The sequence below is a fragment of the Actinacidiphila acidipaludis genome (assembly GCF_019890725.1).
Lineage (GTDB): Bacteria > Actinomycetota > Actinomycetes > Streptomycetales > Streptomycetaceae > Actinacidiphila > Actinacidiphila acidipaludis.
This window is the reverse complement of the sequence record NZ_JAINZZ010000013.1, coordinates 50,969-75,700: the sequence shown is the minus strand read 5'-3', so window position 1 is coordinate 75,700 and position 24,732 is coordinate 50,969. Positions and strand designations below refer to the sequence as shown.

At 73.8% G+C, this 24,732-nt stretch carries 23 protein-coding genes and 2 pseudogenes; 9 read left to right on the top strand and 16 right to left on the bottom strand.

Annotated features, from left to right (window positions below; genetic code table 11):
• Positions 1-21 precede the first annotated feature (21 nt).
• Both K7862_RS13740 and K7862_RS13735 read right to left on the bottom strand, forming a co-directional pair.
• Positions 22-900: an ABC transporter permease gene (locus tag K7862_RS13740; RefSeq protein ID WP_222962827.1), complete on the bottom strand. Its 879-nt coding sequence runs from the start codon at positions 898-900 to the stop codon at positions 22-24.
• On the bottom strand, positions 890-1,705 hold the full coding sequence (locus K7862_RS13735) for an ABC transporter ATP-binding protein (RefSeq protein WP_222962826.1): 816 nt from the start codon (positions 1,703-1,705) through the stop codon (positions 890-892). The genes K7862_RS13740 and K7862_RS13735 overlap by 11 nt, the downstream gene beginning before the upstream one ends.
• Before the next feature lie 318 nt (positions 1,706-2,023).
• Here K7862_RS13735 and K7862_RS13730 point away from each other — a divergent pair, with 318 nt between their 5' ends.
• Together K7862_RS13730 and K7862_RS13725 are read left to right on the top strand one after the other, a co-directional pair.
• Positions 2,024-3,658 (top strand): sensor histidine kinase, encoded by a 1,635-nt coding sequence (locus K7862_RS13730; RefSeq protein ID WP_222962825.1) that lies wholly within the window; start codon positions 2,024-2,026, stop codon positions 3,656-3,658.
• Positions 3,655-4,353, top strand: coding sequence for a response regulator (locus K7862_RS13725; protein WP_222962824.1), 699 nt, complete (start codon positions 3,655-3,657; stop codon positions 4,351-4,353). The genes K7862_RS13730 and K7862_RS13725 overlap by 4 nt, the downstream gene beginning before the upstream one ends.
• Positions 4,354-4,442: 89 nt before the next feature.
• Here K7862_RS13725 and K7862_RS13720 read toward each other — a convergent pair whose 3' ends face one another.
• The 5 genes from K7862_RS13720 to K7862_RS13700 all read right to left on the bottom strand — a co-directional run bounded on the left by K7862_RS13720 (position 4,443) and on the right by K7862_RS13700 (position 8,976).
• A complete protein-coding gene (locus K7862_RS13720) occupies positions 4,443-6,074 on the bottom strand; it encodes a monocarboxylic acid transporter (protein WP_222962883.1) in 1,632 nt (543 codons plus the stop codon).
• A gap of 23 nt (positions 6,075-6,097) precedes the next feature.
• Positions 6,098-6,598 carry a DUF485 domain-containing protein gene (locus tag K7862_RS13715; protein WP_308011973.1) on the bottom strand — a complete coding sequence of 167 codons (501 nt, stop codon included), beginning with the start codon at positions 6,596-6,598 and terminating at the stop codon, positions 6,098-6,100.
• A gap of 91 nt (positions 6,599-6,689) precedes the next feature.
• Complete coding sequence (locus K7862_RS13710) at positions 6,690-7,349, bottom strand: response regulator transcription factor (protein WP_222962823.1); 660 nt, start codon at positions 7,347-7,349, stop codon at positions 6,690-6,692.
• Positions 7,346-8,500 (bottom strand): sensor histidine kinase, encoded by a 1,155-nt coding sequence (locus K7862_RS13705; protein WP_222962822.1) that lies wholly within the window; start codon positions 8,498-8,500, stop codon positions 7,346-7,348. The genes K7862_RS13710 and K7862_RS13705 overlap by 4 nt, the downstream gene beginning before the upstream one ends.
• Complete coding sequence (locus K7862_RS13700; RefSeq protein WP_222962821.1) at positions 8,497-8,976, bottom strand: DUF1453 domain-containing protein; 480 nt, start codon at positions 8,974-8,976, stop codon at positions 8,497-8,499. Before K7862_RS13700 ends, K7862_RS13705 begins: the two co-directional genes overlap by 4 nt.
• 232 nt (positions 8,977-9,208) lie before the next feature.
• Between K7862_RS13700 and K7862_RS13695 the strand changes: the two genes are divergently transcribed.
• The 3 genes from K7862_RS13695 (at position 9,209) to gap (ending at position 11,853) form a co-directional block, all read left to right on the top strand.
• Positions 9,209-9,709 carry a signal peptidase II gene (locus K7862_RS13695; protein ID WP_222962820.1) on the top strand — a complete coding sequence of 167 codons (501 nt, stop codon included), beginning with the start codon at positions 9,209-9,211 and terminating at the stop codon, positions 9,707-9,709.
• Positions 9,710-9,746: 37 nt separating this feature from the next.
• The gene (locus tag K7862_RS13690) at positions 9,747-10,703 is read left to right on the top strand and encodes a GlxA family transcriptional regulator (RefSeq protein WP_222962819.1); all 957 of its coding nucleotides are present in this window, start codon (positions 9,747-9,749) and stop codon (positions 10,701-10,703) included.
• A gap of 151 nt (positions 10,704-10,854) precedes the next feature.
• Positions 10,855-11,853, top strand: a complete 999-nt coding sequence (gene gap, locus K7862_RS13685; RefSeq protein WP_222962818.1) for a type I glyceraldehyde-3-phosphate dehydrogenase — start codon at positions 10,855-10,857, stop codon at positions 11,851-11,853.
• A gap of 70 nt (positions 11,854-11,923) precedes the next feature.
• Here the strand turns inward: gap and K7862_RS13680 are convergent, their stop codons facing one another.
• Positions 11,924-12,802, bottom strand: a complete 879-nt coding sequence (locus K7862_RS13680) for a hypothetical protein (RefSeq protein WP_308011972.1) — start codon at positions 12,800-12,802, stop codon at positions 11,924-11,926.
• 417 nt (positions 12,803-13,219) lie between these two features.
• On the opposite strand from K7862_RS13680, the gene K7862_RS13675 reads away from it, so the two are divergent.
• The gene (locus K7862_RS13675; RefSeq protein WP_262413097.1) at positions 13,220-14,920 is read left to right on the top strand and encodes an FAD-binding oxidoreductase; all 1,701 of its coding nucleotides are present in this window, start codon (positions 13,220-13,222) and stop codon (positions 14,918-14,920) included.
• 15 nt (positions 14,921-14,935) lie between these two features.
• On the opposite strand, the pseudogene K7862_RS37535 reads toward K7862_RS13675, so the two are convergent.
• Both K7862_RS37535 and K7862_RS13670 read right to left on the bottom strand, forming a co-directional pair.
• Positions 14,936-15,224 (bottom strand): annotated as a pseudogene (locus K7862_RS37535) (flavoprotein); the annotation flags it as partial.
• 11 nt (positions 15,225-15,235) lie between these two features.
• Positions 15,236-15,550 (bottom strand): ArsR/SmtB family transcription factor, encoded by a 315-nt coding sequence (locus K7862_RS13670; protein ID WP_222962817.1) that lies wholly within the window; start codon positions 15,548-15,550, stop codon positions 15,236-15,238.
• Between the two features lie 120 nt (positions 15,551-15,670).
• Here K7862_RS13670 and K7862_RS13665 point away from each other — a divergent pair.
• Positions 15,671-16,075, top strand: a pseudogene (locus K7862_RS13665) (arsenate reductase ArsC); the annotation flags it as partial.
• Positions 16,076-16,185: 110 nt separating this feature from the next.
• A complete protein-coding gene (locus tag K7862_RS13660; RefSeq protein ID WP_222962815.1) occupies positions 16,186-17,460 on the top strand; it encodes an APC family permease in 1,275 nt (424 codons plus the stop codon).
• Between the two features lie 122 nt (positions 17,461-17,582).
• Here K7862_RS13660 and K7862_RS13655 read toward each other — a convergent pair whose 3' ends face one another.
• Positions 17,583-18,689 (bottom strand): sulfite oxidase, encoded by a 1,107-nt coding sequence (locus K7862_RS13655; RefSeq protein ID WP_222962814.1) that lies wholly within the window; start codon positions 18,687-18,689, stop codon positions 17,583-17,585.
• Positions 18,690-18,826: 137 nt separating this feature from the next.
• On the opposite strand from K7862_RS13655, the gene K7862_RS13650 reads away from it, so the two are divergent.
• Entirely contained in the window at positions 18,827-19,705 is an 879-nt protein-coding gene (locus K7862_RS13650) for an RNA polymerase sigma factor SigF (protein WP_372461574.1), read from the top strand.
• A 238-nt stretch (positions 19,706-19,943) separates the two neighbouring features.
• Here K7862_RS13650 and K7862_RS13645 read toward each other — a convergent pair whose 3' ends face one another.
• The 5 genes from K7862_RS13645 to K7862_RS13625 form a co-directional block, all read right to left on the bottom strand.
• Positions 19,944-20,573 (bottom strand): hypothetical protein, encoded by a 630-nt coding sequence (locus K7862_RS13645; RefSeq protein WP_262413096.1) that lies wholly within the window; start codon positions 20,571-20,573, stop codon positions 19,944-19,946.
• Positions 20,570-21,928, bottom strand: coding sequence for a DUF58 domain-containing protein (locus K7862_RS13640; RefSeq protein WP_222962813.1), 1,359 nt, complete (start codon positions 21,926-21,928; stop codon positions 20,570-20,572). Before K7862_RS13640 ends, K7862_RS13645 begins: the two co-directional genes overlap by 4 nt.
• The gene (locus tag K7862_RS13635) at positions 21,925-22,932 is read right to left on the bottom strand and encodes an AAA family ATPase (protein ID WP_222962812.1); all 1,008 of its coding nucleotides are present in this window, start codon (positions 22,930-22,932) and stop codon (positions 21,925-21,927) included. Before K7862_RS13635 ends, K7862_RS13640 begins: the two co-directional genes overlap by 4 nt.
• 213 nt (positions 22,933-23,145) lie before the next feature.
• A complete protein-coding gene (locus K7862_RS13630; RefSeq protein WP_222962811.1) occupies positions 23,146-23,682 on the bottom strand; it encodes a hypothetical protein in 537 nt (178 codons plus the stop codon).
• Entirely contained in the window at positions 23,679-24,659 is a 981-nt protein-coding gene (locus K7862_RS13625; RefSeq protein ID WP_308011971.1) for a DUF4129 domain-containing protein, read from the bottom strand. Before K7862_RS13625 ends, K7862_RS13630 begins: the two co-directional genes overlap by 4 nt.
• Between the last annotated feature and the right edge of the window lie 73 nt (positions 24,660-24,732).

Below are 24,732 nucleotides of genomic sequence, written 5' to 3'. Positions count from 1 at the left end.
CTGGGAGGTGGAGAAGGGCGGTCAGCGGGCGCCGGACTCGGCGGGCTTCCAGCGGAAGAGCCGCTTCTCCAGGAAGGTGAGCAGGCCCTCGGCGATGAGGGCGACGACGGCGAGGATCACCATGGCCGCGTAGACACCCGCCGAGTTGAAGGTGCCCTGGGCGGTGGAGACCATCAGCCCGAGGCCCTTGGTGGCGCCGATGTACTCGCCGACGATCGCGCCGATCAGCGCGAAGCCGAAGCTGACGTGCAGGCTGGTGAAGATCCACGAGGTGGCCGAGGGGATGACGACCTGGAAGGTGACCTGGCGGTTGCTCGCGCCGAGGATGCGGGCGTTGGCGACCAGGTTGCGGTCGACCTCCCGGGCGCCCTGGAAGGCGTTGAAGAACACCGGGAAGAAGACCAGCACGACCGCCGAGGCGACCTTGGAGGCCGGGCCCAGGCCGAACCAGATGAGGAAGATCGGCGCGAGCACGATGCGCGGCATCGCGTTGAGGATCTTCACATAGGGGCCGAAGACGTCGGCGAGGAAGCGCACCCGGCCGAGGGCGATGCCCAGCAGCACACCGGCGGCGACGCCGATCACCCAGCCGTACAGGGCTTCCTGCAGGGTGGCCCAGATCTGTTCGGCCAGCGATCCCTGGGCGGTGCCGTGCATGACCCAGGTGCGGATCTGGTCGTAGACCTCCGAGGGCATCGAGAAGTTGAACTTGTCGATGACGCCGGCCCGGGAGAACCACTCCCACAGGCCGAGGAAGAGCACCAGCACCAGCAGCCGGGCGCCGTTGACGAGCAGGGCGCGCCTGCGGACGGCACGGGCGCGCGCCTTGCTGCGCTCGGCGGCGTCGGACGGCTTGGCCAGGGCGCCGGCGGCGGGCAGGGACACGGACTCAGGCGGCATGAGCGGCACCCCTCTCACGGGTGATGCGGACCTCTTCGCCGAGCGACGACCAGATCTCGCGGTAGATCTCGACGAACCGGGGCTCCAGGCGGACCTCCTCGACCTTGCGCGGACGCGGCAGGTCGATGGTGAAGACCTCCTTCACGGTGGCGGGCCCCGCGGTCATCACGACGACCTTGTCGGCCAGCGCGATCGACTCCTCCAGGTCGTGGGTGACGAAGACGACGGAGGACCCGGTACCCGCCCACAGGTCGAGGAGCTGGTCGGACATCAGCGCCCGGGTCTGCACGTCGAGCGCGGAGAACGGCTCGTCCATGAGCAGGATCCCCGGGTCGTTGACGAAGGTGGCCGCCAGGGCGACGCGCTTGCGCTGGCCGCCGGAAAGCTGGTGCGGGTAGCGGTCCTCGAAGGCGGACAGGCCCACCCGGGCCAGCCAGTCGCGGGCCCGCTCCCGTGCTTCGGCCTTGGCCACGCCGCGGAACCGCGGTCCGGCCATGACGTTGGACAGGACCGTGCGCCAGGGGAAGACGGCATCCTGCTGGAAGACGAAACCGACGTTGCCGCCGATGCCGCCCACCGGCTCGCCGCCCACCAGGACCTCGCCCTCGGTGGGCTCCTCCAGGCCGCTGACGAGGGTCAGCGTGGTCGACTTGCCGCATCCGGTGGGTCCGACGACCGCGACGAACTCACCGCGTTCCACGGTCAGGTCCAGATCCCGTACGGCGGTGTGCAGGGCGCCGGACGGTGTCCGGAACGCCTTGCCCGCCCCCCGCAGCTCGATGGCGGGGCTCGTGTTGCTGGTCATGGCGGTGGACGTTAGGAGCGTCACACCGGGTGCCGACAGCCTTGTGAGCGCTGGGCCCCTTCTGCGCACAGAGCGGTGTTCTGCTCGTTTTGCTCGCCGTGAGACAACGAAAGCGACACGGGGACTGCCGTTCCGCGGCGTCAGCGTTTACGTTGCGTTGACGACACGGACGTCGACGCACGCGGGGCCAGGGGTGCGCCGGGACGGCCGTGACAGCACACGTCGGGCAGGGCGCGGCGGGTGACCCGGCCGCGGAGCCGTGGCCGCCGGCGCCTGCAGAGCCGGCCGCACGGACGGCCGGAGTCGGAGGGCAGCGTCATGCGGATCAGGTGGCCGCGCCGTGTCTCGGCGCAGGTCCTGCTGATGCAGCTGGCGATCACGGCGGGGGTCACCGCACTGGCCACCGGCCTGTTCCTGGCGCCGCTCAGCCACCAGCTCGACGACCAGGCCGAGAGCCGGGCGCTGGCCATCGCCCAGGCCGTGGCGGCCGACCCCGACGTGGTCCAGGAGCTGGAGTCCTCCCGGCCGACCCGGAACAACCCGGTGCAGGCCGAGGCCGAACGGGTCCGCAAGCGCACCCAGGCCCTCTACGTCGTGGTGATGGACACGCACGGCACCCGCTGGTCGCACACCGACGCCGACCGGATCGGGGACCCCGTGTCCACCAGCCCGAAGGAGGCGCTGAGCGGCAAGGAGGTCAAGCAGATCGACAGCGGCACGCTGGGCCGCAGCGCGCGCGGCAAGGTGCCGCTGCGGGACCGCTCCGGGCGGATCGTCGGCGCGGTGTCGGTGGGTATCGGCTACACCAGCGTCCGCAACCGGCTGCTGGCCTCGGTGCCCGGGCTGCTGCTGTACGCCGGCGCGGCGCTGGCCGTCGGTGTGCTCGCCGCGGTGTGGGCGTCGCGGCGGCTGCAGCGGGCCACCCACGGGCTGGCCTTCGCGGACATCTCGGCGCTGCTGGACGAACGCGAGGCCATGCTGCACGGCATCCGCGAAGGGGTGGTCGCACTCGACCCGCAGGGCCGGGTGCGGCTGGTGAACGACGAGGCGCAGCGCTTGCTGGGTCTCGGCGGCGACGCGGCGGGACGTCCGCTGGACGAACTGCTGCCCCCGGGGCGCACCACCGACGTGCTGGCCGGCCGCGCGGAGGGCGCCGACCTGCTCACGGTCAGCGGCGGCCGGGTGCTGGTCGCCAACCGCATGCCGACCGAGGACGGAGGCGCCGTGGTCACCCTGCGGGACCGCACGGAGCTGGAACAGCTCGGCCGGGAGCTGGACTCCACCCACGGCCTGCTGGAGGCGCTGCGCGCCCAGGACCACGAGCACGCCAACCGGCTGCACACGGTGCTGGGCCTGCTGGAGCTCGGGCTCAACGACGCCGCCGCGGAGTATGTGGCCGAGGTCGCCGACACCCACCGGGCCTCGGCGGAGGAGGTCGCCGACCGGGTGCACGAGCCGCTGCTGTCGGCGCTGCTGGTCGGGAAGGCGGCGATCGCCGCCGAACGCGGGGTCGCCCTGCGGATCTCGTCCGCCACCTGGCTGCCGGATCGGGTCGTCGACCCCCGGGACCTGGTGACGGTGCTGGGCAACCTCATCGACAACGCGCTGGACGCCGCCGCCTCCGCGGTCGAGGTGGAGCTGCGGGCCGAGCGGAAGACGCTGGTGCTGCGGGTGAGCGACGACGGGCCCGGGGTGCCGCCGGACCTGCGGGACCGGATCTTCACCGAGGGCTGGACCACCAAGCAGGCCCCGGCGCACCGCGGGCGCGGCCTCGGACTGGCGCTGGTGCGGCGGCTGGCGGAGCGGTACGGCGGCATTGCCCGCGTCGGCGCACGGGCGGGCGGCGGCGCGGTGTTCACCGTGGTGCTGCCGGAGGCGCTGGCCTCCGCCGAGTTCACCGCGGGACCGTCCGCCGCCGAACTGTTCGCCGCTGCTCCGGGAGGCGCACGATGATCGAGGTCCTGGTCGTGGACGACGACTTCCGGGTGGCCGAGATCAACTCGGCCTATGTCGGCAAGGTGCCCGGCTTCCGGGTGGCCGCCCGCGCCCACACCGCGGCCCACGCCCTGGCCACCCTGGAACGCACCCGCATCGACCTGGTGCTGCTCGACCACTACCTGCCGGACGAGACGGGTCTGACGCTGGTCCGGCGGATGCGGCAGCTCGGCCACCACGCCGACGTGATCATGGTGACCGCGGCCCGGGACGTCGCGACCGTCCAGGCCGCGATGCGGCTCGGGGCGCTGCAGTACCTGGTGAAGCCGTTCGGCTTCGCCGGGCTGCGGGCCAAGCTCGAGGGGTACGCGGCGCTGCGGCGCACGGTCGACGGTGTGGCCGGCGGCGCGGGCGGCGAGGCCGGCCAGGAGCAGGTGGACCGGATCTTCGGGGCGCTGCGCACGGCGACCGCCTCCCCCGCCGCCCTGCCCAAGGGACACTCCGCGCCCACCGCCGACCTGATCCGCCGCGTGCTGCGGGAGGCCGGCGGCGCGCTGTCGGCGCACGAGGTCGCGGAGCGGGCCGGTCTGAGCCGCTCGACCGCGCAGCGCTACCTCAAGCACCTGGAGCAGGCGGGCCGGGTCCAGCTCTCCCTGAAGTACGGGGACACCGGCCGCCCGGAGCACCTGTACGCGTGGGCGGCGCCGGCCTGACGCGGCGCGCGCCTGCTCGCAAGGGCTCGGGGGGCCTGACGATGGGTGCGCGTTGAGCCGTGGGGGCGCAGGTGTCGGCCGGGAATCGGTCAGGCGGCGCCGGCCCCGGTGAGGGAGCGCACCTCCATCTCGGCGTAGGCGGCGTCGTCGGCCGGCTCGCGCGAGGTGACGGTGCCCAGCCAGCCGGCCAGGATGCCGAGCGGGACGGAGACCAGACCCGGGTTCTCCAGCGGGAAGACGTGGAAGTCCACGCCGGGCAGCAGGGCGTCGGGCCGCCCGGACACCACCGGCGAGAGCGCAACCAGCAGCAGGGACGGCAGCAGGCCGCCGTAGACCGACCAGACCGCGCCGCGGGTGGTGAAGCGGCGCCAGAACAGCGAGTAGAGCAGCGCGGGCAGGTTCGCCGACGCGGCGACGGCGAACGCCAGGCCGACCAGGAACGCCACGTTCTGGTCCTGCGCCAGCAGGCTCAGCGCGATGGCGACCGCGCCGACACCGACCGCGGCGAACCGCGCGACCCGCACCTCGCCCTGCTCCATCTCCCCTTGCGCCGCCGCCGGTCCGCCCGGCGCGTCGGGGCCGCGGCGGCGCCAGGTCGCGTACAGGTCGTGGGCGACGGAGGCCGACGAGGCCAGGGTGATGCCCGCGACCACCGCGAGGATCGTCGCGAACGCCACCGCGCCGACCACCGCGAAGAGCACCGCCCCGCCGGTGGTCCCCGAGCCGCCACCGAGCACTTCCGCCAGCAGCGGGACCGCGGTGTTCCCGGCCGCGTTGGAGTCGTGGACCTTGGCCGAGCCGACCAGCGCGGCCGCACCGAACCCGAGCACGATCGTCATCAGGTAGAACACGCCGATCAGCCCGATCGCCCACACCACCGAGCGGCGGGCGGACCGCGCGGTGGGCACGGTGTAGAAGCGGGACAGGATGTGCGGCAGGCCCGCGGTGCCCAGCACCAGGGCCAGACCGAGGCTGATGAAGTCCAGCCGGCTGGTCCAGCTCCCCCCGTACTTCAGGCCGGGACCGAGGAACGCCTCCCCGTGCCCGCTGTTGGCCGCCGCTGTGTGCAGCAGCCGCCCGAAGTCGCCGTGGAAGCGCACCAGCACGAGCACGGTGAGCGCGACGGTCCCGCCGATGAGCAGCACGGTCTTGACGATCTGGATCCACGTGGTGGCCCGCATGCCGCCGAAGGCCACGTAGAACATCATCAGGGCGCCGACCCCGACCACCGTCCAGGTGCGGGCCGTTCTGCTGTCGCTGCCGCCGAGCAGCACACCCACCAGACTGCCGGCCCCCACCATCTGGGCCACCAGGTAGAGGATCGAGACCGTGACCGACGCGGTGCCCGCGGCGATCCGCACCGGCCGCCGCCGCATCCGCGCGGCCAGCACGTCGGCGAGGGTGTACCGGCCGCAGTTGCGGACCAGTTCGGCCACCAGCATCAGCACGACCAGCCAGGCCACCAGGAAGCCCACCGAGTACAGCAGGCCGTCGTAGCCGAAGAGCGCGATGAGCCCGGAGATGCCGAGGAAGGACGCGGCGGACATGTAGTCGCCGGCGATCGCGAAGCCGTTCTCCATCGGCGTGAACAGCCGTCCCCCGGCGAAGAACTCCACCGACGAACTCCGCCGCCGCCCGGCCCAGGCCGTGATGGCCAGCGTCACCGACACGAACAGGGTGAACAGCACGATCGCCAGCCCGTGCCGGTCGCCGGCCGCCACCGCGAGGAACGGTCCGCCGCCGTTCAACGCGCCCGCCCCCGCCCGGTGCCAGTGGCCAGCGCCCACCGCAGATCCAGCGCCCTGCGGTCCCGCCGCACCCGAGCGTGCCGGGCGTACGCCCAGGTCAGCAGGAACGTGGACGCGAACTGCGCCAGTCCCGCGACCATCGCCACGTTCAGCTCACCGGCCACCTTGTGGGCCATCAGGCCCGGCGCGGTGGTCGCCGCGACCAGGTACAGCAGGTACCAGCCGAGGAACGCCGCCGTCATCGGGAAGACGAACCGCCGGTAGCGGTCCCGCACTTCACGGAACGCCGGACTGCCCTGCACCTCCAGGTACCGCACGGCACCGCCGTCCACCGCGCTCTGCCCCGCGGCCTGCGCCGGCCCCACGGACACCTGCGGCATCGGCGCCCGCTGCGTCGGCGCCTGCTGCTCGGGGATCCACACGCCGGCCCCGGACGGATCGTGCCAGGGGTCGTTCATCCGCAGCGGCCCCGCGTCGCCCCCGTTGTCGTCGTTCACCGGACTCTCCTCGCTCCATCGGCCGGCCGATGCGCCCAATCATGGACAGAGCGGGAAGATCCTGGTCCAACATGTCGAATCCTTCATTCCATCAGGTGATCCCGTGCCGGTAGGCGTACCCGACGGCCTGTGCGCGGTCCCGCACCCCCGTCTTGGCGAAGAGATTGTTGATGTGGGTCTTCACCGTGGCCATGCTGACGTGCAGCCGCGCGGCGATCTCGGCGTTGGACAGTCCGTCGGCCACCAGGGCCAGCACTTCCGCCTCGCGCGACGTCAACCCGTCGGGCAGTTGCTGCGGCGTGCCGTCGTCCCGCCGCCCGGCCGACAGGCTCCCGGAGGACAGGGCGTCCAGGACCCGGCTCTGCACCGCCGGGGACAGCCCGGCCCCGCCGGCCGTCACGTCCGCGATGGCCTTGGCGATCTCGTCGCCGCCCGCGTCCTTGGTCAGATAACCGCGCGCCCCCGCCTGAAGCGCGGGGAACAGGTCGTCGTCGTCCGCGTATGTGGTGAGTACCACCACCTGCGTCCCCGGGTGCTCCGAGCGGATCCGCCGCGTCGCCTCCACCCCGTCGCACCGCGGCATCCGCAGATCCATCAGCACGACGTCCGGCCGCTGTTCGGCCACCAGCCGCACCGCCTCCTCCCCGTCCGCCGCCGCCCCGACCACCTCGATGCCGGGCAGCAGCCCCAGCAGCATCACGATTCCCTCGCGCACGACCGTCTGGTCGTCCGCGACCACCACCCGCGTCATGCGGGCACCCGCAAGCGCACCACGAAGCCCTCCTCCGCCGGTCCGGCGTCCAGCGCGCCTCCCAGCAGTTCGGCGCGCTCCCGCATCCCCCGAAGACCGTAGCCCGCGCCGGACGCCCCCAAGGAGTTGTCCACAGGCGTCTTTCCACCGAAGTCGCGGAACTCCAGTTCCACCTCCTCCGGGCGGTACTCCAGCCGCAGCGTCACCGCGGCCCCCGGGGCGTGCTTGCGCACGTTGGTCATGGCCTCCTGCGCCACCCTCCGCACGGCCAGCCCCGCCTCGGGCGGCAAGCCGCGCGGCTCGCCCTGCACCTCCAGCCGGGCGCCCTCCTGCGCGACCAGCTCCCGCAGGAACTCCTCCACCGGCGCCATGTCACCGCGCAGTGCCGACAGCGCCTGCCGGGTCTCGGCCAGTCCCTCGCGAGCCATCCGCCGCGCGGCGGTCACCCGTTCCAGCACCAGCTCCCGGTCCGCGCCCCGCTCGATGAGCAGCCGGGTCGCCTCCAGGTGCACCGTCTGCGCCGACAGGCTGTGCGCGAGGACGTCGTGGATCTCCCGGGCGATCCTGGCGCGCTCGGCCAGTGTGGCCGACTCGGCCTCCGCCGCCCGGGCCGCCCGTTCCTGCTCGAGCAGCCGGTGGGTGGTGCCGCGTGCCTCGGCGTCCAGCCGCATGGTGTAGCCGCCGAGCACCAGCCCGAGACCGGTGAGCGTGGTGACCAGCCAGTTGCTCCCGCCGCTCAGCAGACCGAACCCGGCCATCGACACCGCCGCGATCGGGGCCGCGGCCGCCAGCGGCAGCCGCTGGACGGCCAGGACCGTGCACGCGCACCACAGAATGCGGCTCGCCACGTCCCCGCCGGCCGCGTGGGCGACCACTCCCCCGCCCATCAGCAGGATCATCAGGCCGACGGAGGGCCACAGCAGGTGCCGGAGCGTGGTCCGGAAGTACCCCCACACGGCGACGAACCCCGCGAGGACCCCGGCCACCGCGCCCAGGGTCGCCCACGCGCCGAGACCGCCCTTGGCGGCGACACCCCATACGGCCGCCCCCGCCAGGATGACCCGGACCCCGCGGCCGAACCCGAGGCGTGCCGGGGAACGGCCGACGCGGGACAGCGCCTCCCGGGACGGCCAGGACGTCCAACTGGTCATGAGACCGCAGGGTACGACGGCTGCCGCTGATGGGCGCGCAGCATGAGCACTCCGCTGCGGACCAGGAGGGTCCCGGCCACCGCCAGCAGCAGGGATCCGGTGTGCTGGTGGACGCCCATCGCGGCGGCCGCGGCGTAGAGGCCGACGCGTATCGCGATGCCCAGCACCCACACGAGGATCGTCAGCCTGGTGCCCTGGGCCCAGACCCTGCCGTCCTCACCCGTCCACATCCTCGTCGTGCCGGCCCAGGCCATCCCCATGACGGCGCCCACCACCAGCTCCGCCCCGAGCAGGGCGATCGAGGTGTCCCGATGGGCGCCGTCCACCAGCCCCCCGTCGCGGACGGCCAGCACGACCAGCACCACGGGGACGAGCCACCACCGGCCGCCGGCGGAGACCTGGCGCGGCCTGAGCTGGCGCGCGATCACCACACCGATGACCGCGACGATCACCAGGGTATTGACCAGACCGGACATGACGGACTCCTCCGAAGCGCTCGTTCACGGACTCCTGCAACGGGGGTCAGCCCCGCGATGCCCTCAAATCTAGGCAAACGCGCTGGTCAGCGGATCAAGCCACGGGTTGACCGACAGGTGGAAACCTCGTCTCCACCCGAGGGTGGAGGCCGACCGCAGGCCGGCCCGTGGAATTCGCCGACCGCGGGGTACGTTCGACGTTGGGGACGGGGTGTCGATCGGGAGGTGGGCGGTGCGCTCAGTGCGCCGGACGTATCTGCTGTGGGCGACCGCCGCGGCCGGGCTCGCGGTGGACCAGAGCACCAAGGCGATCGCGGCCGTCACGATCGAGGGTCACGACCCGAGGCACGCGCTCGGCGGCACCGTGACCTTCACCGCGCTCCGCAACTCCGGCGCGGCCGGCTCCTTCGCGCCCCACGCCACCCTCGTCTTCACCTTCCTGGCGATCGGCGTGCTCGCCTTCGTCGCCCGCGTCGCGCCGACGGTGCAGCGCCCCGGCTGGGCGGTCGGTCTGGGCCTGATCTTCGCGGGCGCCGGCGGCAACCTCACCGACCGCCTGTTCCGCACGCCCGGCCTCGGCCGCGGAGCCGTGCTGGACTTCATCCAGGTCGGCCACTCCGGCGTGTTCAACCTCGCCGACCAGTGCGTGACCGCCGGTGCCGTCGTGGTGATGATCCAGGCCATGCGCGGCGTGCCCATGCGGGCGAAGACCCCGACGCTCAGCCCCTCGTAAAGCCCTGGTCACCCCGGGCCCGCGTACCCTCGACCCCGTGCCGCCCTCCCGCCTGCATCGCGCCGCCGTCCTTGTGCTGGAGGGCGCGAAACCGCTCGACGTCGGCATCCCGGCTCAGGTGTTCACCACCCGCGCGAGCATGCCCTACGAGGTACGGGTGTGCGGGGCCGAGCCCGGGCTGGTGACCGGCGGGGACGGCCTGTCGTACCACGTCGCCCACGGCCTGGACGCGCTGGCCTGGGCCGACATCGTCTTCATCCCCGGCTACCGGTTCCCCGACCGCGACGACCCGCCGCCGGCCGTCGTCGACGCGCTGGTGGCGGCGCACGCGCGCGGCGCGCGGCTCGCCGCCATCTCCACGGGCGCCTTCGCCCTCGCGGCGACCGGCCTGCTCGACGGCAGGCGCGCCACGACGCACTGGCACTACACCCGCGCGCTCGCCGCCCGGCACCCGCGCGTGCGAGTCGACGAGAACGTGCTGTTCGTGGACGAGGGCAGTGTGCTCACCTCCGCCGGCGCCGCCTCCGGCCTCGATCTGTGCCTGCACATCCTGCGCGGCGACCTCGGCGTGGCCGCCTCCAACCACGCCGCCCGCCGCCTGGTCGCTGCCCCCTACCGCAGCGGCGGCCAGGCCCAGTACGTGCCGCGCAGCGTGCCGGAACCGCTGGGCGAACGGTTCGCCGCGACCCGCGAGTGGGCCCTGCACCGGCTCGGCGAGGCGCTCACCCTGGAGGTGCTGGCCCGGCACGCGGCGGTCTCGCCGCGCACCTTCTCCCGCCGCTTCGTCGAGGACACGGGCTACACCCCGATGCAGTGGGTGATGCGCGCCCGCGTCGACCTGGCCCGTGAGCTCCTCGAACGGTCGGAGCGGAGCATCGAGCAGATCGCCGCCGACGTCGGCCTCGGCACGGGCGCGAACCTGCGGATGCACTTCCAGCAGATCCTGGGCACCACGCCCAGCGAGTACCGGCGCACCTTCACCAAGGGCGAGTAGGCCCCGGATCAGCGCCCGGCACATCCCTCGCGCGGGCCCGCGCGCAGCCCACGCTCCCCATGGCGGGATCCTTGCGAACCATGGCGCTCACGCCCCGGCCACGGCCCGGCGCCAGGAGCGAATCTGGTGGCGACACCGAAGGGACACATTCATGACTCGCATCGCCATCAACGGATTCGGCCGCATCGGACGCAACGTGCTGCGCGCCCTGCTGGAACGCGACAGCGACCTGGAGGTCGTGGCCGTCAACGACCTCACCGAACCCACCGCCCTCGCCCGGCTGCTGGCCTTCGACTCCACGGCGGGGCGCCTGGGCCGTCCGGTGAGCGTCGACGGGGACACCCTCGTCGTGGACGGCCGCCGCATCAAGGTCATCGCCGAGCGCGACCCCGCGGACCTGCCGTGGGCCGAGCTCGGCGTCGAGATCGTGCTGGAGTCGACCGGCCGGTTCACCTCCGCCAAGGCGGCCGGCGCGCATCTGACCGCGGGCGCGAAGAAGGTGCTGGTGAGCGCGCCGTCCGACGGTGCCGACGTCACGGTCGCGTTCGGCGTCAACACCGACGCGTACGACCCGGCCACCCACACCATCGTCTCCAACGCCTCCTGCACGACCAACGCCCTGGCGCCGCTGGCCGCCGTGCTGGACGAACTCGCCGGCATCGAGCACGGCTTCATGACGACGGTGCACGCCTACACGCAGGAGCAGAACCTGCAGGACGGCCCGCACCGCGACGCCCGCCGGGCCCGCGCCGCGGCCGTCAACATCGCGCCGACCACCACCGGCGCCGCGAAGGCGATCGGCAAGGTGCTGCCGAACCTGGACGGCAAGTTGTCGGGTGACTCGATCCGCGTACCGGTCCCGGTCGGCTCGATCGTCGAGCTCAACACGACGGTCAGCCGCGACGTCACCCGCGACGAGGTGCTGGCCGCGTACCGCGCCGCCGCGGAGGGCCCGCTTGCCGGCGTCCTGGAGTACTCCGAGGACGAGCTGGTGTCGTCCGACATCACCGGCAACCCCGCGTCGTCGATCTTCGACTCGGCCCTGACCCGGGTCGACGGCCGCCACATCAAGGTGGTCGCCTGGTACGACAACGAGTGGGGCTTCTCCAACCGGGTGATCGACACCCTGGAGCTGCTCGCCGGGCACTGATCCCGGCGCCGCGTCCACGACGACGAAGGGCCGGCCGCCGCGGTCACCGCGACCGGCCGGCCCCGGGGCGTCAGCGCACGGGCGCGGCCACCCGGGCGAGCAGGGCCGCCGACTCCTCGGGCGCGAGGGCCCGTTCGTAGACGAGTTCGCCTGTCATGCCGGGGAAGAAGCGGCCGGCCGCCCAGCCCCGCCGGTACGGCGGCGGATCGAGGACCACGAGCCGCACGCCGTCCACGACGGGGATGTCCGCCGGGTTGCCCTCGTTCCAGATCCACTCGCCGTCGGCGCCCACGAGATTGAAGGAACCGACGGTCTCCACCATCCCCGGCTGGTCGCGACAGCAGGCGACCGCCTGCGCCGAGGGGGCCTCGCCGGCCATCAGACCGCGGCCGATCAGGGCGTCGGCGAGGAGCGTGTGCAGCTGGAAGTTGTCACCTATGCCGGAGATGCGCAGGGCGAAGCCGGCGCCGGTGGCCCGGTCGAGGACGACGACCGGCTCGTCGTCGAGGACGGCGAGGGCGTAGGCGAGGCACTTGAACTGCTCGCGGGACAGCTCCTGGACCCGGGCCACCGCGGCCCGCAGCGCCTCCCGGCCGGGGACCTCGCGACGGGCGCGCGGGGAGTTGAGCATCGCGACGCAGGCCATCTCGAACTGCGGCAGGGACTGCCAGGCCACGACCGGCTCGAAGCCGAACCGCTCGGTGTCGCCCCCGGTCAGGCCCTCACCCTCGTGTCCTGGCAGCTTTCCGCGGTCGGCCGCCGCCCACCGCTCGCAGAAGACGGCGGCCTGCTCGAAGGCGTCGCGGGTGCTCGCCAGCACATCGGGCGCGCACGCCACCGGGTCCGCGCCGCGCTCGACGCAGGCGCCGGTCATCGCGGCCACGATCGCCCGCGGGCCGGGCGGCACTTCGGGGAGAAGGGCGGCGAGGCGCGGTCCGGCCTCGCGCAAGTTCGCCGTCCCGCGCGTTGCCGAAGCCGCCCGTCAGCCGTTCGAAGGCCGCTTCCGCCGCCTCGACGTCCCTGGTCCGTACGGCCGTTGCGAAGTCCTCGACGGCGGCCGGAAACCGCCCACGTCCGAATCTCATCCGCGCACCTTAGCCGGTACCGCCGACAGCTCCCCTCCGCAGCCTCCACCGCCTCCGCACCGGCGCACACCGGCTGCCGCATGCCGCATGCCGCATGCCGGACGTCAGCCGGGACGGGACTGCCGGGCTCCAGCGGAGTTCGACCCTCACGCCACGGGGCTGTGACACCCTCCGGGCCATGAACGTTCCGGGCGGGTACGGAACGGGCCGTGACGTGCCCGGAAGCCGGACCGCCCGGAACCGCTGCCACGTTGACTCGCCAGCACGAGGGGGTTGGGACGATGACGAACACCGATCACACCAGCGGCATGCACCGGCGGAAGTTCCTCACGGGAGGCGCGGCCGCCGGCGGCGCGGCGTTACTCACCGGCGCGGGCCTGGCCTTACCCGCCACCGCGGCCGCCGACTCCGCGACCGCGACCGACACCGCCGCGGAACCCGTCACCGTGGTGACCCCGAACGACAAGCGCTACCCCGACCTGGTGCGCGGCTACAACCAGCGCTGGGTGGGCACGCCCGAGAAGGTCTGTCTCCCCGAGACGACCGCACAGGTCCAGGCGCTGGTCCAGAGCGCCGTGAAGGCCGGCAAGCGGCTGACCGTGCGCAGCGGCGGCCACTGCCACGAGGACTGGGTCTACAACTCCGACGTGGACGTCATCCTCGACATGAGCAAGATGAACCGCGTCTACTACGACGCCGCCAGGAACGCGATCTGCGTCGAGGTCGGCTCCCAACTGCTCAACGTCTACGAGCGCATGTACCGCTCCTGGGGAGTCACCATCCCCGCGGGCATCTGCTTCCAGGTCGGCGCGGGCGGCCATGTCAGCGGTGGCGGCTGGGGGTTGCTGTGCCGGCAGCTGGGCCTGGTAATCGACCATCTCTACGGCGTCGAGATGGTGGGCGTGACGGCCGCCGGCCAGGCCACCGTCCATGTGGCGACGCGCGAGGCGAACGACCCCACGCGGGACCTGTGGTGGGCGCACGCGGGTGGCGGCGGCGGCAACTTCGGCGTCATCACCCGCTTCTGGTTCCGCGCCCCGGGCGCGACCGGCACCGACCCGGCGCGGCTGCTCCCGCAGCCGCCGGCCGAGGTGCTGCTGCAGGCCATCTCGTGGCCGTGGGCCGAGCTCACCAAGGAGAGCTTCGCCGCGCTGGTGCGGAACTGGGGCGACTGGCACGCCAAGTACCTCAAGCCCGGCAGCATCAACGACCACCTCTTCAGCGCGCTGTGGCTGAACCACAAGTCGAGCGGCTACGTCGGCCTGGTCGTCCAGCTCGACGCGACCATCCCGGACCCGCAGAAGGTCCTGGACGACTTCCTGACCTTCGTGACGGACGGCGTGGACGTGGCCCATGTGCCGATGACCGCCCACATGGGTGAGATGGCGGCGCTGCCCGACTTCGCCGAGCCGCGCCGGCTGCCGTGGTTCCAGGCCGCGCGCTACGCCAGCACCACCAACCCGACACTCAACGACCCGAGCAACCGGAGCGACAACAAGTCGGCGTACTACCGCACGGCACTCCCGGACGCCCACATCGACGCGTTCTACGAGCAGTTGACGCGGGACGACCTGAACAACACGACGGCCAACGTGCAGTTGAGCTCGCTCGGCGGCATGGTCAACGCCGTCGCCTCCGACGCCACCGCTTTTCCGCACCGCGAGGCCGCCTACAAGGCGGCATGGTCGATCTGGTGGACCGACCCGGCCGACGAGGACGCCTCGCTCGGCTGGATCCGCGAGTTCTACCAGAGCGTCTACGCGGCGACCGGCGGCGTCCCGGTCATCAACGACGTCACCGACGGCTGCTACGTCAACTACTGCGACATCGACCTGAGCGACCCGGTGTACAACACCTCGGACGTGCCGTGGCACGAGCTGTACTACAAGGGCAACTACACCAAGCTCCAGCAGGTCAAGAAGGCGTACGACCCGCGCAACGTCTTCCACCACCCCCAGGGCGTCGAGCTCCCGGCCGGCTGAGCCGCCCGGGGGGATTCACCCGCAGCAGCCGCCGCAGGGCGGCTGCTCGCCGGGGTCTCGGTGAGGGCGACGGAGGCGGCGCCGAGCTGGACGAGCTGCGGGGCCGGGGCGCAGCAGCCTCCCGCGGCCACGGCGGCGGGGGCGTCGTACGGTCCGGAGCCGCCGCAGACTCCCGTTTCCGGCAGGGTGAGTTCGACCCGGTCTGCGCCCTCGGCGTCACCCGCGAGCGCGGCGGCGACCGAACGCACCTGCTCGTACCCGGTCATGGCAGGAACGTCGGCGCGCGCCCGTGGGACTTCATCCCGGCGAACACGCTCACGAACAGGCGCGCCTGACCTGCCCGTCCGCCGTCTTCCGGGCCGTGGAGGCCAGTTCGGCGAGCGATCCGGCCAGCGTCCCCAGCGCCTCGGGCCGCAGGCGGTAGTACGTGAACCGGCCGCACGGCTCGGCGTCGACCAGCCCGGCCTCGCGCAGCACCTTGAGGTGGTTGGACAGATTGGTCTGCCGGGCGCCGGTCTCGTCGACCAGATGCGTGGTGCAGAGCGTCTCGTGGGCGAGCAGGGTGACGATCCGCAGCCGGAGCGGATCGGCCAGCACGCGCAACAGATCAGCGTCGACTGACGTCAGCATGGGGTGATACTTTCACGCGGAAAGGCGCCGTCACGAGCGCCACCCGGTGCGTGGTGCCCGTACCGCCGAGCGGAGACCGCCGCCGAACGGATCCCCGCCCAGCAGAGAGAACCGGAGCCCGTGTCCGAGAAGCCCTCCGTGCTGTTCGTCTGCGTCCACAACGCGGGCCGTTCCCAGATGGCGGCGGCCTGGCTCACCCACCTCGCCGGTGACCGCGCCGAGGTCCGTTCCGCCGGCTCCGCGCCCGCCGCGAAGGTCAACCCCGCGGCGGTGGAGGCGATGCGGGAGGTCGGCGTCGACATCTCCGCCGAGGTGCCGAAGGCGCTGACCGCCGACGCGGTCCGCGCGTCCGACGTGTGCGTCACCCTGGGCTGCGGCGACACCTGCCCGGTCTACCCCGGAAAGCGCTACCTCGACTGGCAGCTCGACGATCCGGCCGGCCGGGGCATCGAGGCCGTCCGGCCGATCCGGGACGCGATCAGGGCCCGGGTCGAGACCCTGATCGCCGAGCTCACCTGCGCTCCGGCGACGGTCGCGGGCGCTGCCTTTGGCACCGCCCGTTCCGCCGACGACAGCACCGCCGGTACCGCAGGCAGCGCCGACTCCAGCGGCACCCAGACCACCCGGACCTCCTTGTGAGCACACCGTCCACGAACCACCCCGCGCCGGAACGGCTCGAGCGGCGTCTCGGTGTGGGCGACGCCGTGGTGATCGGCCTGGGCTCGATGATCGGCGCGGGCGTGTTCGCCGCCATGGCGCCCGCCGCCCGCGCGGCCGGGTCCGGCCTGCTGCTGGGACTGGCCCTGGCGGCGGTCGTCGCCTACTGCAACGCCACGTCCTCGGCGCGGCTGGCCGCCCGCTACCCGGAGTCGGGCGGCACCTACGTCTACGGCCGCGAGCGCCTCGGGCCGTTGTGGGGCTACCTGGCCGGATGGGCGTTCGTCGTCGGCAAGACCGCCTCGTGCGCGGCGATGGCGCTGACCGTCGGAGCCTATGTGTGGCCCGCTCAGGAGCACGCCGTCGCGGTCGCGGCCGTGGTGGCGCTCACCGCCGTGAACTACGCGGGCGTGCGGAAGGCCGCCTGGCTCACCCGCGTCGTCGTCGCCGTGGTGCTGGCCGTCCTCGCCGCGGTCGTGGTCGCCTGTCTGACGTCGGGACAGGCCGTGGGCTCACACCTCGACGTGGGCTCGGACACCACCGTGCGGGGCGTGGTGCAGGCGGCGGGGCTGCTGTTCTTCGCCTTCGCCGGGTACGCCCGCATCGCCACGCTCGGCGAGGAGGTCCGCGACCCCCGGCGGACCATCCCGCGGGCGATCCCGGTGGCGCTGGCCATCACCCTGGTCGTGTACACGGCCGTGGCCGTCGCGGTCCTGGCCGTGCTCGGCCCCGCCGCGCTCGCCGGCAGCACCGCTCCCCTGTCGGACGCCGTGAAGGCCGCGGGCGCCGGCGGCCTCGCGCCGGTGGTCCGCGTCGGGGCGGCGGTCGCCGCCCTGGGGTCGCTGCTCGCGCTGATCCTCGGCGTCTCACGGACCACGCTGGCCATGGCCCGCGACCACAACCTGCCGCACGCGCTGTCCGCCGTGCACCCGCGCTTCGGCGTGCCGCACAGGGCCGAACTGCTCGTCGGCGCCGTCGTCGCGGTCGTGGCCGCGACCGCGGACGTCCGCGGCGCGATCGGCTTCTCCTCCTTCGGCGTCCTCGTCTACTACGCCGTGGCGAACGCCTCGGCCTGGACGCTCGGCCCCGAGGAGGGCCGCCCGGCGCGGGTGATCCCGGTGGTGGGCCTGGCCGGATGCCTGATCCTCGCCTTCGCCCTCCCCGCGGCCTCGGTCGCGGCCGGCGCCGCGGTCCTGGTCGCCGGGCCCGCGGCCTACGCCGTCCGCTGGGCCGTGCGCGGCAGCGACCGCTAGCCTCCCGCGGGGACCCGGACGCCCCTGCGCCACGGGCATGGTCACCCGCGCCTCCGCGACCGGAAGAACGGCGACGTCGTCCCCCGGCTGGCGCCGCCGGCCGGCGCCCGGCGGCCGGGGGTTCAGCGGGTCGCGTGGTGCCCCTCCGCGGTCACCCGCACCCTCGCCCAGGAGTTGTTCGCGTACCCCTTGGGATTCCAGAGGTGGCGCGGGGATTCGGGCATGAGGGCGCCGGTGGAGTCCCAGGCGCGAGCGGTGATCGTGGCCTCGCCCGGCGGGAGGTCGAGGACGGTGCGCCACAACTGCCACAGTCCGGGTTCCCTCGGCGGGTCCAGGACGGCCTGGGTCCAGCTCTCGCCGCCGTCGGCGGAGACGTCGACGCGGGTCACGGTGCGCTCGTCACCGGCGAGGGCGTACCCGGAGACGGACGTCTGACCGGCCGGCACCCGGGCCCCGTCGTCCGGGCGCAGGATGTCGCAGTTCAGCGCGATCGGCCCGAGGGAGATACCGGCGTCGGGTCCTGCCTGCTCGGAGGTCGTCCCGGGCGGGAGGATGCGGTAGGCGGTGGCCTGGAAGTAGTTGTCGGACGGCGCGGCGCGCGCGGTGACGCGGGTGAGCCACTTGACGCTGCGCGCGCCGATCCAGCCGGGGACGACGACGCGCAGCGGTGCGCCGTGCACGCGCGGGAGCGGCCGTCCGTTCATGCTCCAGGCCAGCAGCACCTCGGGGCGCAGGGCCTTGCCGGTGGTGATGGAGCCGCCGTACCGCTCGGGCGGGTCGGGCAGGGGTGAGACGTCCATGCCGGTGAAGGCGATGTGCGCGGCGCCGTCCTTCAGGCCGGCCGCGGCGAGCAGGTCCGCGAGCCTGACCCCGCCGAAGGTGGCGGTCGAGGTGGCGCCGGATCCCCAGGCCGCCTCGCCGGGGATGTCGCGGACCTCGATCAGTCCCGTCCGGCGGTTGCCGGCGCACTGCAGCGTGGCCGTCACCTCCGTCGCGGGGAAGCGCTCGCGCAGGTCCGCCAGGGACAGGTCCAGGGGCCGCTCGACCAGACCGTCGACGGCCAGCCGCCAGGTGTCGGGGTCGGGGTCGGGGATCGGCCCGTGGTTGCGGCTGTAGAACGTGTCCAGCGGCGTCCGCAGCTGTCCGGCCAGCCCCGTCCGCGGCGGCTCGGCGTTGAACGGCTCCCGCTCGTGCACCACCATGTCGTCCCTTTTGTCCCACATGTTCATGAAGGACGGGTTTCCCGACCACGTGCGCCCCAACCGTCACACCCCGGAGAACGCGGCGAAATTGGCGCGCATACATCCCGGGAAGGTGGGCAGGCGGCGCTGGACAGTGAAGCGAAACAGAGGTGGGGAAGGCGTCGATGTCCACGCAGATGTCCGTGAGCACCAGTGAGAAGGTCACGTCCGACCGGCGGCAGGAGGGGCAGACGGCTGAGCTGCCGTGGATCGAGCACGCCGACAAGCTGGCACCCAAGGACGCCCGTGCCCTGTCGAAGCTCTTCTTCGACCGGCTGCAGACCCTGGAGGAGGGCACGCGCGAGCACGCCTACGCGCGCAACACCCTCATCGAGATGAACATGTCCCTCGTCCACTTCTCCGCCCGGCGCTTCCGCAGCCGCGGCCCGGAGGAGATGGAGGACATCATCCAGGTCGGCACCATCGGCCTCATCAAGGCGATCGACCGGTTCGACCTGAGTCGCGAGGTGGAGTTCACCACCTTCGCCGTCCCCTACATCGTCGGGGAGATGAAGCGGTTCTTCCGTGACACCAGCTGGGCCGTGCACGTGCCGCGCCGGCTGCAGGAGCTGCGGGTGGAACTGGCCAAGGCCCGGGACCACCTCACCGCCGCCCATGGCGCCCCGCCGACCGTCGGCGAGCTGGCCGCGCACCTGAAGATCACCGAGGACGAGGTGATCGAGGGCCTGATCGCCTCCAACGGCTACACCGCCGACTCGATCGACCTGCCGTCCGGCGACGGCGAGGACGACGACGGCCGCTCCTACGCCGACACCCTCGGCGCCGAGGACCCGGCGATGGAGCTGCTGGAGGACTTCCACACCCTCGCGCCGATGCTGCACCGGCTCGACGACCGTGAGCGCCTGCTGCTGGAGCTGCGGTTCGGCCAGGAGATGACGCAGGCCGAGATCGGCGCGGCCATCGGCTGCTCCCAGATGCACGTCTCCCGGCTGCTGTCCCGCATACTCGCCAAGCTCCGCGCGGGGATGCTCGCCGAGCACTGACCCCACCCGGTACCTCACCCGGCCGGCCCCGCCGTCCGAACCCGCGCGACCACCGCGTCCGCGTCGGTTCGGCCGGCGGGGCCGGCCGTCGTGTGACGGCCGTGTCGCAGTGGTGCTTCCGCGAGCGGGGCCGGCCGGCCGTCGTGCGCGGGCCGCCGGGGTGCGGCCCCTGCCGGTCCGGGCTCACCACGGTCGGGTCGTGGTCTCGGTCGGCCCGGTCAGCCGGGTGAGCGGCCGGTCAGCCGGGTGGGCGCCTGCGGGCGCGCAGCGCCAGAGCCAGGCACACCACGGCCGCCGCGACGGCCAGGGCCGCGGGCAGCCGCGCCCACGAACTGCCCGCGACCGGCGCCCGCGCGGCGAGCAGGACGACGGCGGTGGCGCCGGCAGCCGCCACCGCGGGGGTCGCCCGCGGCTGCCCGGGCGGCGCGGTCACCCCGGCCGTCCACGCGTCGGTGACGATCACATACGCGAGCAGCAGGGCGGCCACGCAGGCGGCCGCCCAGAGCGGCGGCCCGGTGACGGCGGCGAGCACGATGGCGGCGGCCGGCAGGACGGTCGTCCGGCGGCGGCACAGGACGGTCCTCCTGCGCATGGAGGTGAGGACCGGACGCGCGTCGACCATCGGAGCCGCCCACCACGCGGCCGCGGCCACCCCGATCACCAGCGCCTTGACCGGCAGGCGCGCGTGCACGGCCGCGGGCGGGTCGCAGGCGGCCAGCGCCAGCGCCGTTCCGAGCAGCCGGTCGGTGAGGCGGGAGGTGAGGCGGGCGACCAGCAGGGCACCTCGGCTGGACGGAGCGGCGGGCGGGGACGGAGCGGCGTGCGGGTCGGTGGACCGGGAGCTCGGCCGGCTGGGGACGGTGGTCATCGGGTCCCCCCGTGGATGCGGGTGCGCAGGAGCGGTGCGAGGGCGAGGTCGAGCGTCTCCCCCGGCCGGTGGGCGACGACCGCGATGCCGCGTTCCACCAGCGCGAAGCGCATGGCGTCGCGGTCGGCACGCCACAGCCGCAGCGCGAGTTCGCCCTCGGTGTCGCCGGGCTCCACGACCGGGTCCCCACTGGGGATCTCGACCACGACCATCGGGTTGGCCCGCCCGCGGACCTGGTGCAGGACGTCGAGGATCCGCTGGTCGGTCAGCGGGGTGATGACGTACACCAGCGCCCCTTCGGGCAGCGCGGGCGGTGGGAGCAGGCTGAGCCCCGCCGCGCGGTACGCGAGGTCCTTGCGGACCTCCAGCACGCTCTCGACGATGCGGTAGAAGTACCCCTGCCCGCCGCCCGGTTGAAGCCAGCGGGTGCTGCCGCCGACCGACACGACGCCGACCCGGTCGTGCGTACGCAGGTAGGCGCGGACCAGCCCGGCGGCGGCCCGGAACGTCTCGTCCAGCGAGGAGGCGCCGGTGAGCGGGTCGACCACGTCGGCCAGCACGTCCAGCAGCACCACGGTGTCGGCGGTGCGCTCCGCCGCGAACTGGTGGACCTGGAGGCTGCCGCGGCGGGTGGTGGCCGGCCAGTGGATCCGCCGCTGCCGCTCGCCGCGCACGTACGGGTGCACGCCGGTGACCTCGACGCCCTCGCCGCGCTGCACGGCCGTGTGCTCGCCCAGCCGTTGCGGCAGCCGGACCGGGATGGGCGTCAGCCCGGCGTGCTCGGGCACCGGGAAGACGTCGATCTCCCCGAGGGCGGCCCGCACGGTGGTCCGGGCCAGCCCGCCGGTGTCGTAGACGTCGACGTCGACCGTGCCGAGCGTCCAGCGGCCCCAGCGCTGTGCCGTCAGAACGAGGTCGACGCGGTGCGGCCCGACGGCCAGGTGGTCGAGCCGGACGCCGTGGCCGAGCGTGACGCCGGGGTCCAGACGCCCGGTCTCACCGTCGTGGGCCACCGCGATCGACACCCGCACCTGCTCGCCCTCGAAGCACCGCCGCGGCTCCACCCGGGCCTCGGCCGTCACCGCGTCCGGGGGTGCTCCGTCCGGCAGCGCCAGCGCGAGGAGCACCAGCGGCCCGGCGGCGAGGGCCAGCACCCAGGCATGGCCGGTGACCAGCGCGGCGACCAGCGCCACGACGGCCAGCGTGCCCAGGCGCAGGGCGCGTTCACCGGCACGCCGGCCGGGCGGGGCCGGTGCCGGGGGCTCGGCGCTCACGTCCTGCCGGCCGTTCAGGGCCCGCCGGACGGCGGCGGCCGCCCGGGCGTCCGTCTTCGGGGACCGCACCGCCTCCGTCATGAGGCGACCGGTGTGCGCGGCAGGGTCTGCGGGGCCGGCACGCTCTGCACGATCTCGCGGATCACGTCGTCGCCGTCGATCTGCCGGACCCACAGCTCCGGCTTCAGGGTGACGCGGTGGGCGAGCGCCGGCACCGCGACGGACTTCACGTCCTCCGGCGTCACGTAGTCCCGCAGGTCCAGCACGGCGCGGGCACGGGCGAGCTGTACCAGGGCCAGGCCGCCGCGCGGCGAGGCGCCGACCTGGATGTGCGGGTGCTCGCGGGTCGCGCCGACCAGTGCGACGACGTACTCCAGCAGATCGTCGTCCACCTCCACGCTCTCGACGGCGGCGCGCATGGCCAGCACCTCCCCCGGCCCGCTGAGCGTGCGCAGCACGGCCTCGGGGGCGGCCCGGTCCAGACGTGCCCGCAGCATGCCGGTCTCCTGAGCGGCCGTCAGGTAGCCCATCCGCACCCGCAGCAGGAACCGGTCGAGCTGGGCCTCGGGCAGGGTGTACGTGCCCTCGTACTCGACGGGGTTGGCGGTCGCGACGACCACGAAGGGTTCCGGCAGGGGCCGGGTGCTCCCGTCGATGGAGACCTGCGCCTCGGCCATCGCCTCCAGCAGCGCGGCCTGGGTCTTGGGCGGGGTGCGGTTGATCTCGTCGGCGAGCAGCAGGTGGGTGAAGACCGGGCCGGGCCGGAAGACCATGTCGGCGGTGCGCTGGTCGTAGAACGGGGCGCCGGTGACGTCGGAGGGCAGCAGGTCGGGGGTGAACTGGATGCGGCGGAAGTCCAGCCCGAGGGTGGTGGCGAACGAGCGGGCCAGCAGCGTCTTCCCGAGTCCCGGCAGGTCCTCGATGAGGACGTGGCCGCCGGCCAGGATGCCGAGCATCACCAGGGCCAGCGGTTCCGCCTTGCCGACCACGGCCGTGCGGATCTCGTCGAGGACGGCCGCGGCCCGTTCGCCCGCCTGGCGCGGGGTCAGGGTGTCGTGGTCGGGGGTGGGCTGCGGGCTGGTCACGGTCGGATCCTCACGGGGCGGGGTGGGCGGGGTGTCGGGATGCGGGCACGGGGTGTCGGGATGCGCGGGAGGTGCCCGGGGCCCGGGTGCGGAAGGTGCCCGGGGCCCGGGTGCGGGAGGTGCCCGGGGCCCGGGTGCGGGAGGTGGCGGGCCGGCGGCTCGTGTTCGTGGCCGCTCGGGACGGTGCCGTGCGGCGGGCCTCTCCGCGACCGGTCACAGCGTTTCCAGCCGGTCGAGCAGGGCGCGCAGGACGGGCTCGGGAAGCGCCGGCTGGGGAGCGCCGGCCTCGGGATCGATCCACGGCCAGAGTTCGGCGCCGACCAGGACCCGGGCACGTTGCGGGGTGCGGAACAGCTCGACGCCGTGCCGCTCGGCCAGCCGGGCGGCGAAGAGGCGCTGCAACTGGGGCCGCATGACGGTCCGCAGGTGCACCTCGCTGTCGTCGCCGAGCGTCTTGGCCACGATGTGCTGCCAGCCGCCGAGCGCGGGGGCCCGGCCGCCCAGCAGGCGCACCGATCTGCGGTAGCCGCTGTCCTGGGCGCCGCCGCCCGCGGCATAGCGAGCGAGGGCCAGCGCGAGGGCGACGATGACCGTGAAGCCGGTGGCGGCGGCGACGGCTCCGTCCGTCAGGGCGAGCAGCGCCTCGGTCGCGACGGCGACGGCCGCGAGGACGGCGACGGAGTGCCGTACCGAGCCCGGTGCCTGCAGCACCGAGTCCACGATGGCCCGGATGCGTTTCGGCGCCCTCATGCGACGCCCGCCACGGTGCCGGCCCCGGAGGCCCGCGCGTCGAGGCCGTCGGCGATCTCGGCGAGCGCGGCAGCGGCCCGGTCGCGGTGCGCGCTGTTCATCGGGTGGGTGGAGTAACGGGCCTCGCGGAACAGGGCGGTGAGCTCGGCGGCCGCGGCCTGCGCGGGCAGTCCGTCGCGAACGGCCCGCTCCAGCAGGTCCTGCGGGCTGTCCGAGGCATGCCGGGCCACGCCGGATTCGGCGAGGGACTCCTGCATGGCGACGTAGCAGGCGATGACGGCCATGCGGGCGTCCTCGGCGTCCGACAGGGCGCGGCGCCCGGAGTCCACGGCCTGGGCCAGGCGTTCCTGCTCGTCGTCGAGCGTCCCGTAGGTGGCCGGCTCCGCGGGGGCCGGGGGCCGGGTCAGGTGCCGCCACAGGTGGACTCCGGCGATGACGACGGCGAGGACGAGCAGGGCGATGCCGATGCCGAGCAGGATGCGCAGCAGCCCGAAGTGCAGGGCGGATTCGTGGTGACGGGTGTGGTCGACAGGGTGCGGTTTGCGCACCTGGTTCCGCCGCAGGCTGGGATCCTGGAGCTTCGGCGCCTGGACGTGTCCATGTCCTACGCCGATCGCGCCGAAGCGGTGCAGAGCCAGGGCGAGCAAGGGGACGGCCACGGGGGCGGCCATCAGGACCCGGCTCACGGTGTCCACCAGCCGCTGTTCGACCGGGTCGCGTTCCTGTCCGGGGTCGACGTGGCTCAGGTACTTCTCACGGAGCGCCAGGCCGCCGAGGAGGGAGAGCAGGGCGAGGCCCGCCACGAGCAGGGGGCTGCCGCCGAGCGGGCCGCGGCCTTTGCCGAACAGGCCCGTGCCCGGGCGCAGCAGCAGGGCGCCGAGGGCCACCCCGCCCACGACCAGCACCGCCAGTGCGACGCGCGCAGCCCCGACTGTGCCGTTCCGCCGCCCACCCGCCGCCGTACGCTCCCGCCCCACGCCCAACGCCCCTCCCTCGCGATCGGCAGCTTCGCACACCCCTCCCCGCGTGTCAGCAGCGCCTCACCGGGGT

Bases quoted from the DNA above. Each gene is read 5' to 3' on its own strand.
- K7862_RS13740 (WP_222962827.1), bottom strand. From the start codon at position 900: ATGCCGCCTGAGTCCGTGTCCCTGCCCGCCGCCGGCGCCCTGGCCAAG.
- K7862_RS13735 (WP_222962826.1), bottom strand. From the start codon at position 1,705: ATGACCAGCAACACGAGCCCCGCCATCGAGCTGCGGGGGGCGGGCAAG.
- K7862_RS13730 (WP_222962825.1), top strand. From the start codon at position 2,024: ATGCGGATCAGGTGGCCGCGCCGTGTCTCGGCGCAGGTCCTGCTGATG.
- K7862_RS13725 (WP_222962824.1), top strand. From the start codon at position 3,655: ATGATCGAGGTCCTGGTCGTGGACGACGACTTCCGGGTGGCCGAGATC.
- K7862_RS13710 (WP_222962823.1), bottom strand. From the start codon at position 7,349: ATGACGCGGGTGGTGGTCGCGGACGACCAGACGGTCGTGCGCGAGGGA.
- K7862_RS13705 (WP_222962822.1), bottom strand. From the start codon at position 8,500: ATGACCAGTTGGACGTCCTGGCCGTCCCGGGAGGCGCTGTCCCGCGTC.
- K7862_RS13700 (WP_222962821.1), bottom strand. From the start codon at position 8,976: ATGTCCGGTCTGGTCAATACCCTGGTGATCGTCGCGGTCATCGGTGTG.
- gap (WP_222962818.1), top strand. From the start codon at position 10,855: ATGACTCGCATCGCCATCAACGGATTCGGCCGCATCGGACGCAACGTG.
- K7862_RS13675 (WP_262413097.1), top strand. From the start codon at position 13,220: ATGACGAACACCGATCACACCAGCGGCATGCACCGGCGGAAGTTCCTC.
- K7862_RS13670 (WP_222962817.1), bottom strand. From the start codon at position 15,550: ATGCTGACGTCAGTCGACGCTGATCTGTTGCGCGTGCTGGCCGATCCG.
- K7862_RS13655 (WP_222962814.1), bottom strand. From the start codon at position 18,689: ATGAACATGTGGGACAAAAGGGACGACATGGTGGTGCACGAGCGGGAG.
- K7862_RS13650 (WP_372461574.1), top strand. From the start codon at position 18,827: ATGTCCACGCAGATGTCCGTGAGCACCAGTGAGAAGGTCACGTCCGAC.
- K7862_RS13645 (WP_262413096.1), bottom strand. From the start codon at position 20,573: ATGACCACCGTCCCCAGCCGGCCGAGCTCCCGGTCCACCGACCCGCAC.
- K7862_RS13640 (WP_222962813.1), bottom strand. From the start codon at position 21,928: ATGACGGAGGCGGTGCGGTCCCCGAAGACGGACGCCCGGGCGGCCGCC.
- K7862_RS13630 (WP_222962811.1), bottom strand. From the start codon at position 23,682: ATGAGGGCGCCGAAACGCATCCGGGCCATCGTGGACTCGGTGCTGCAG.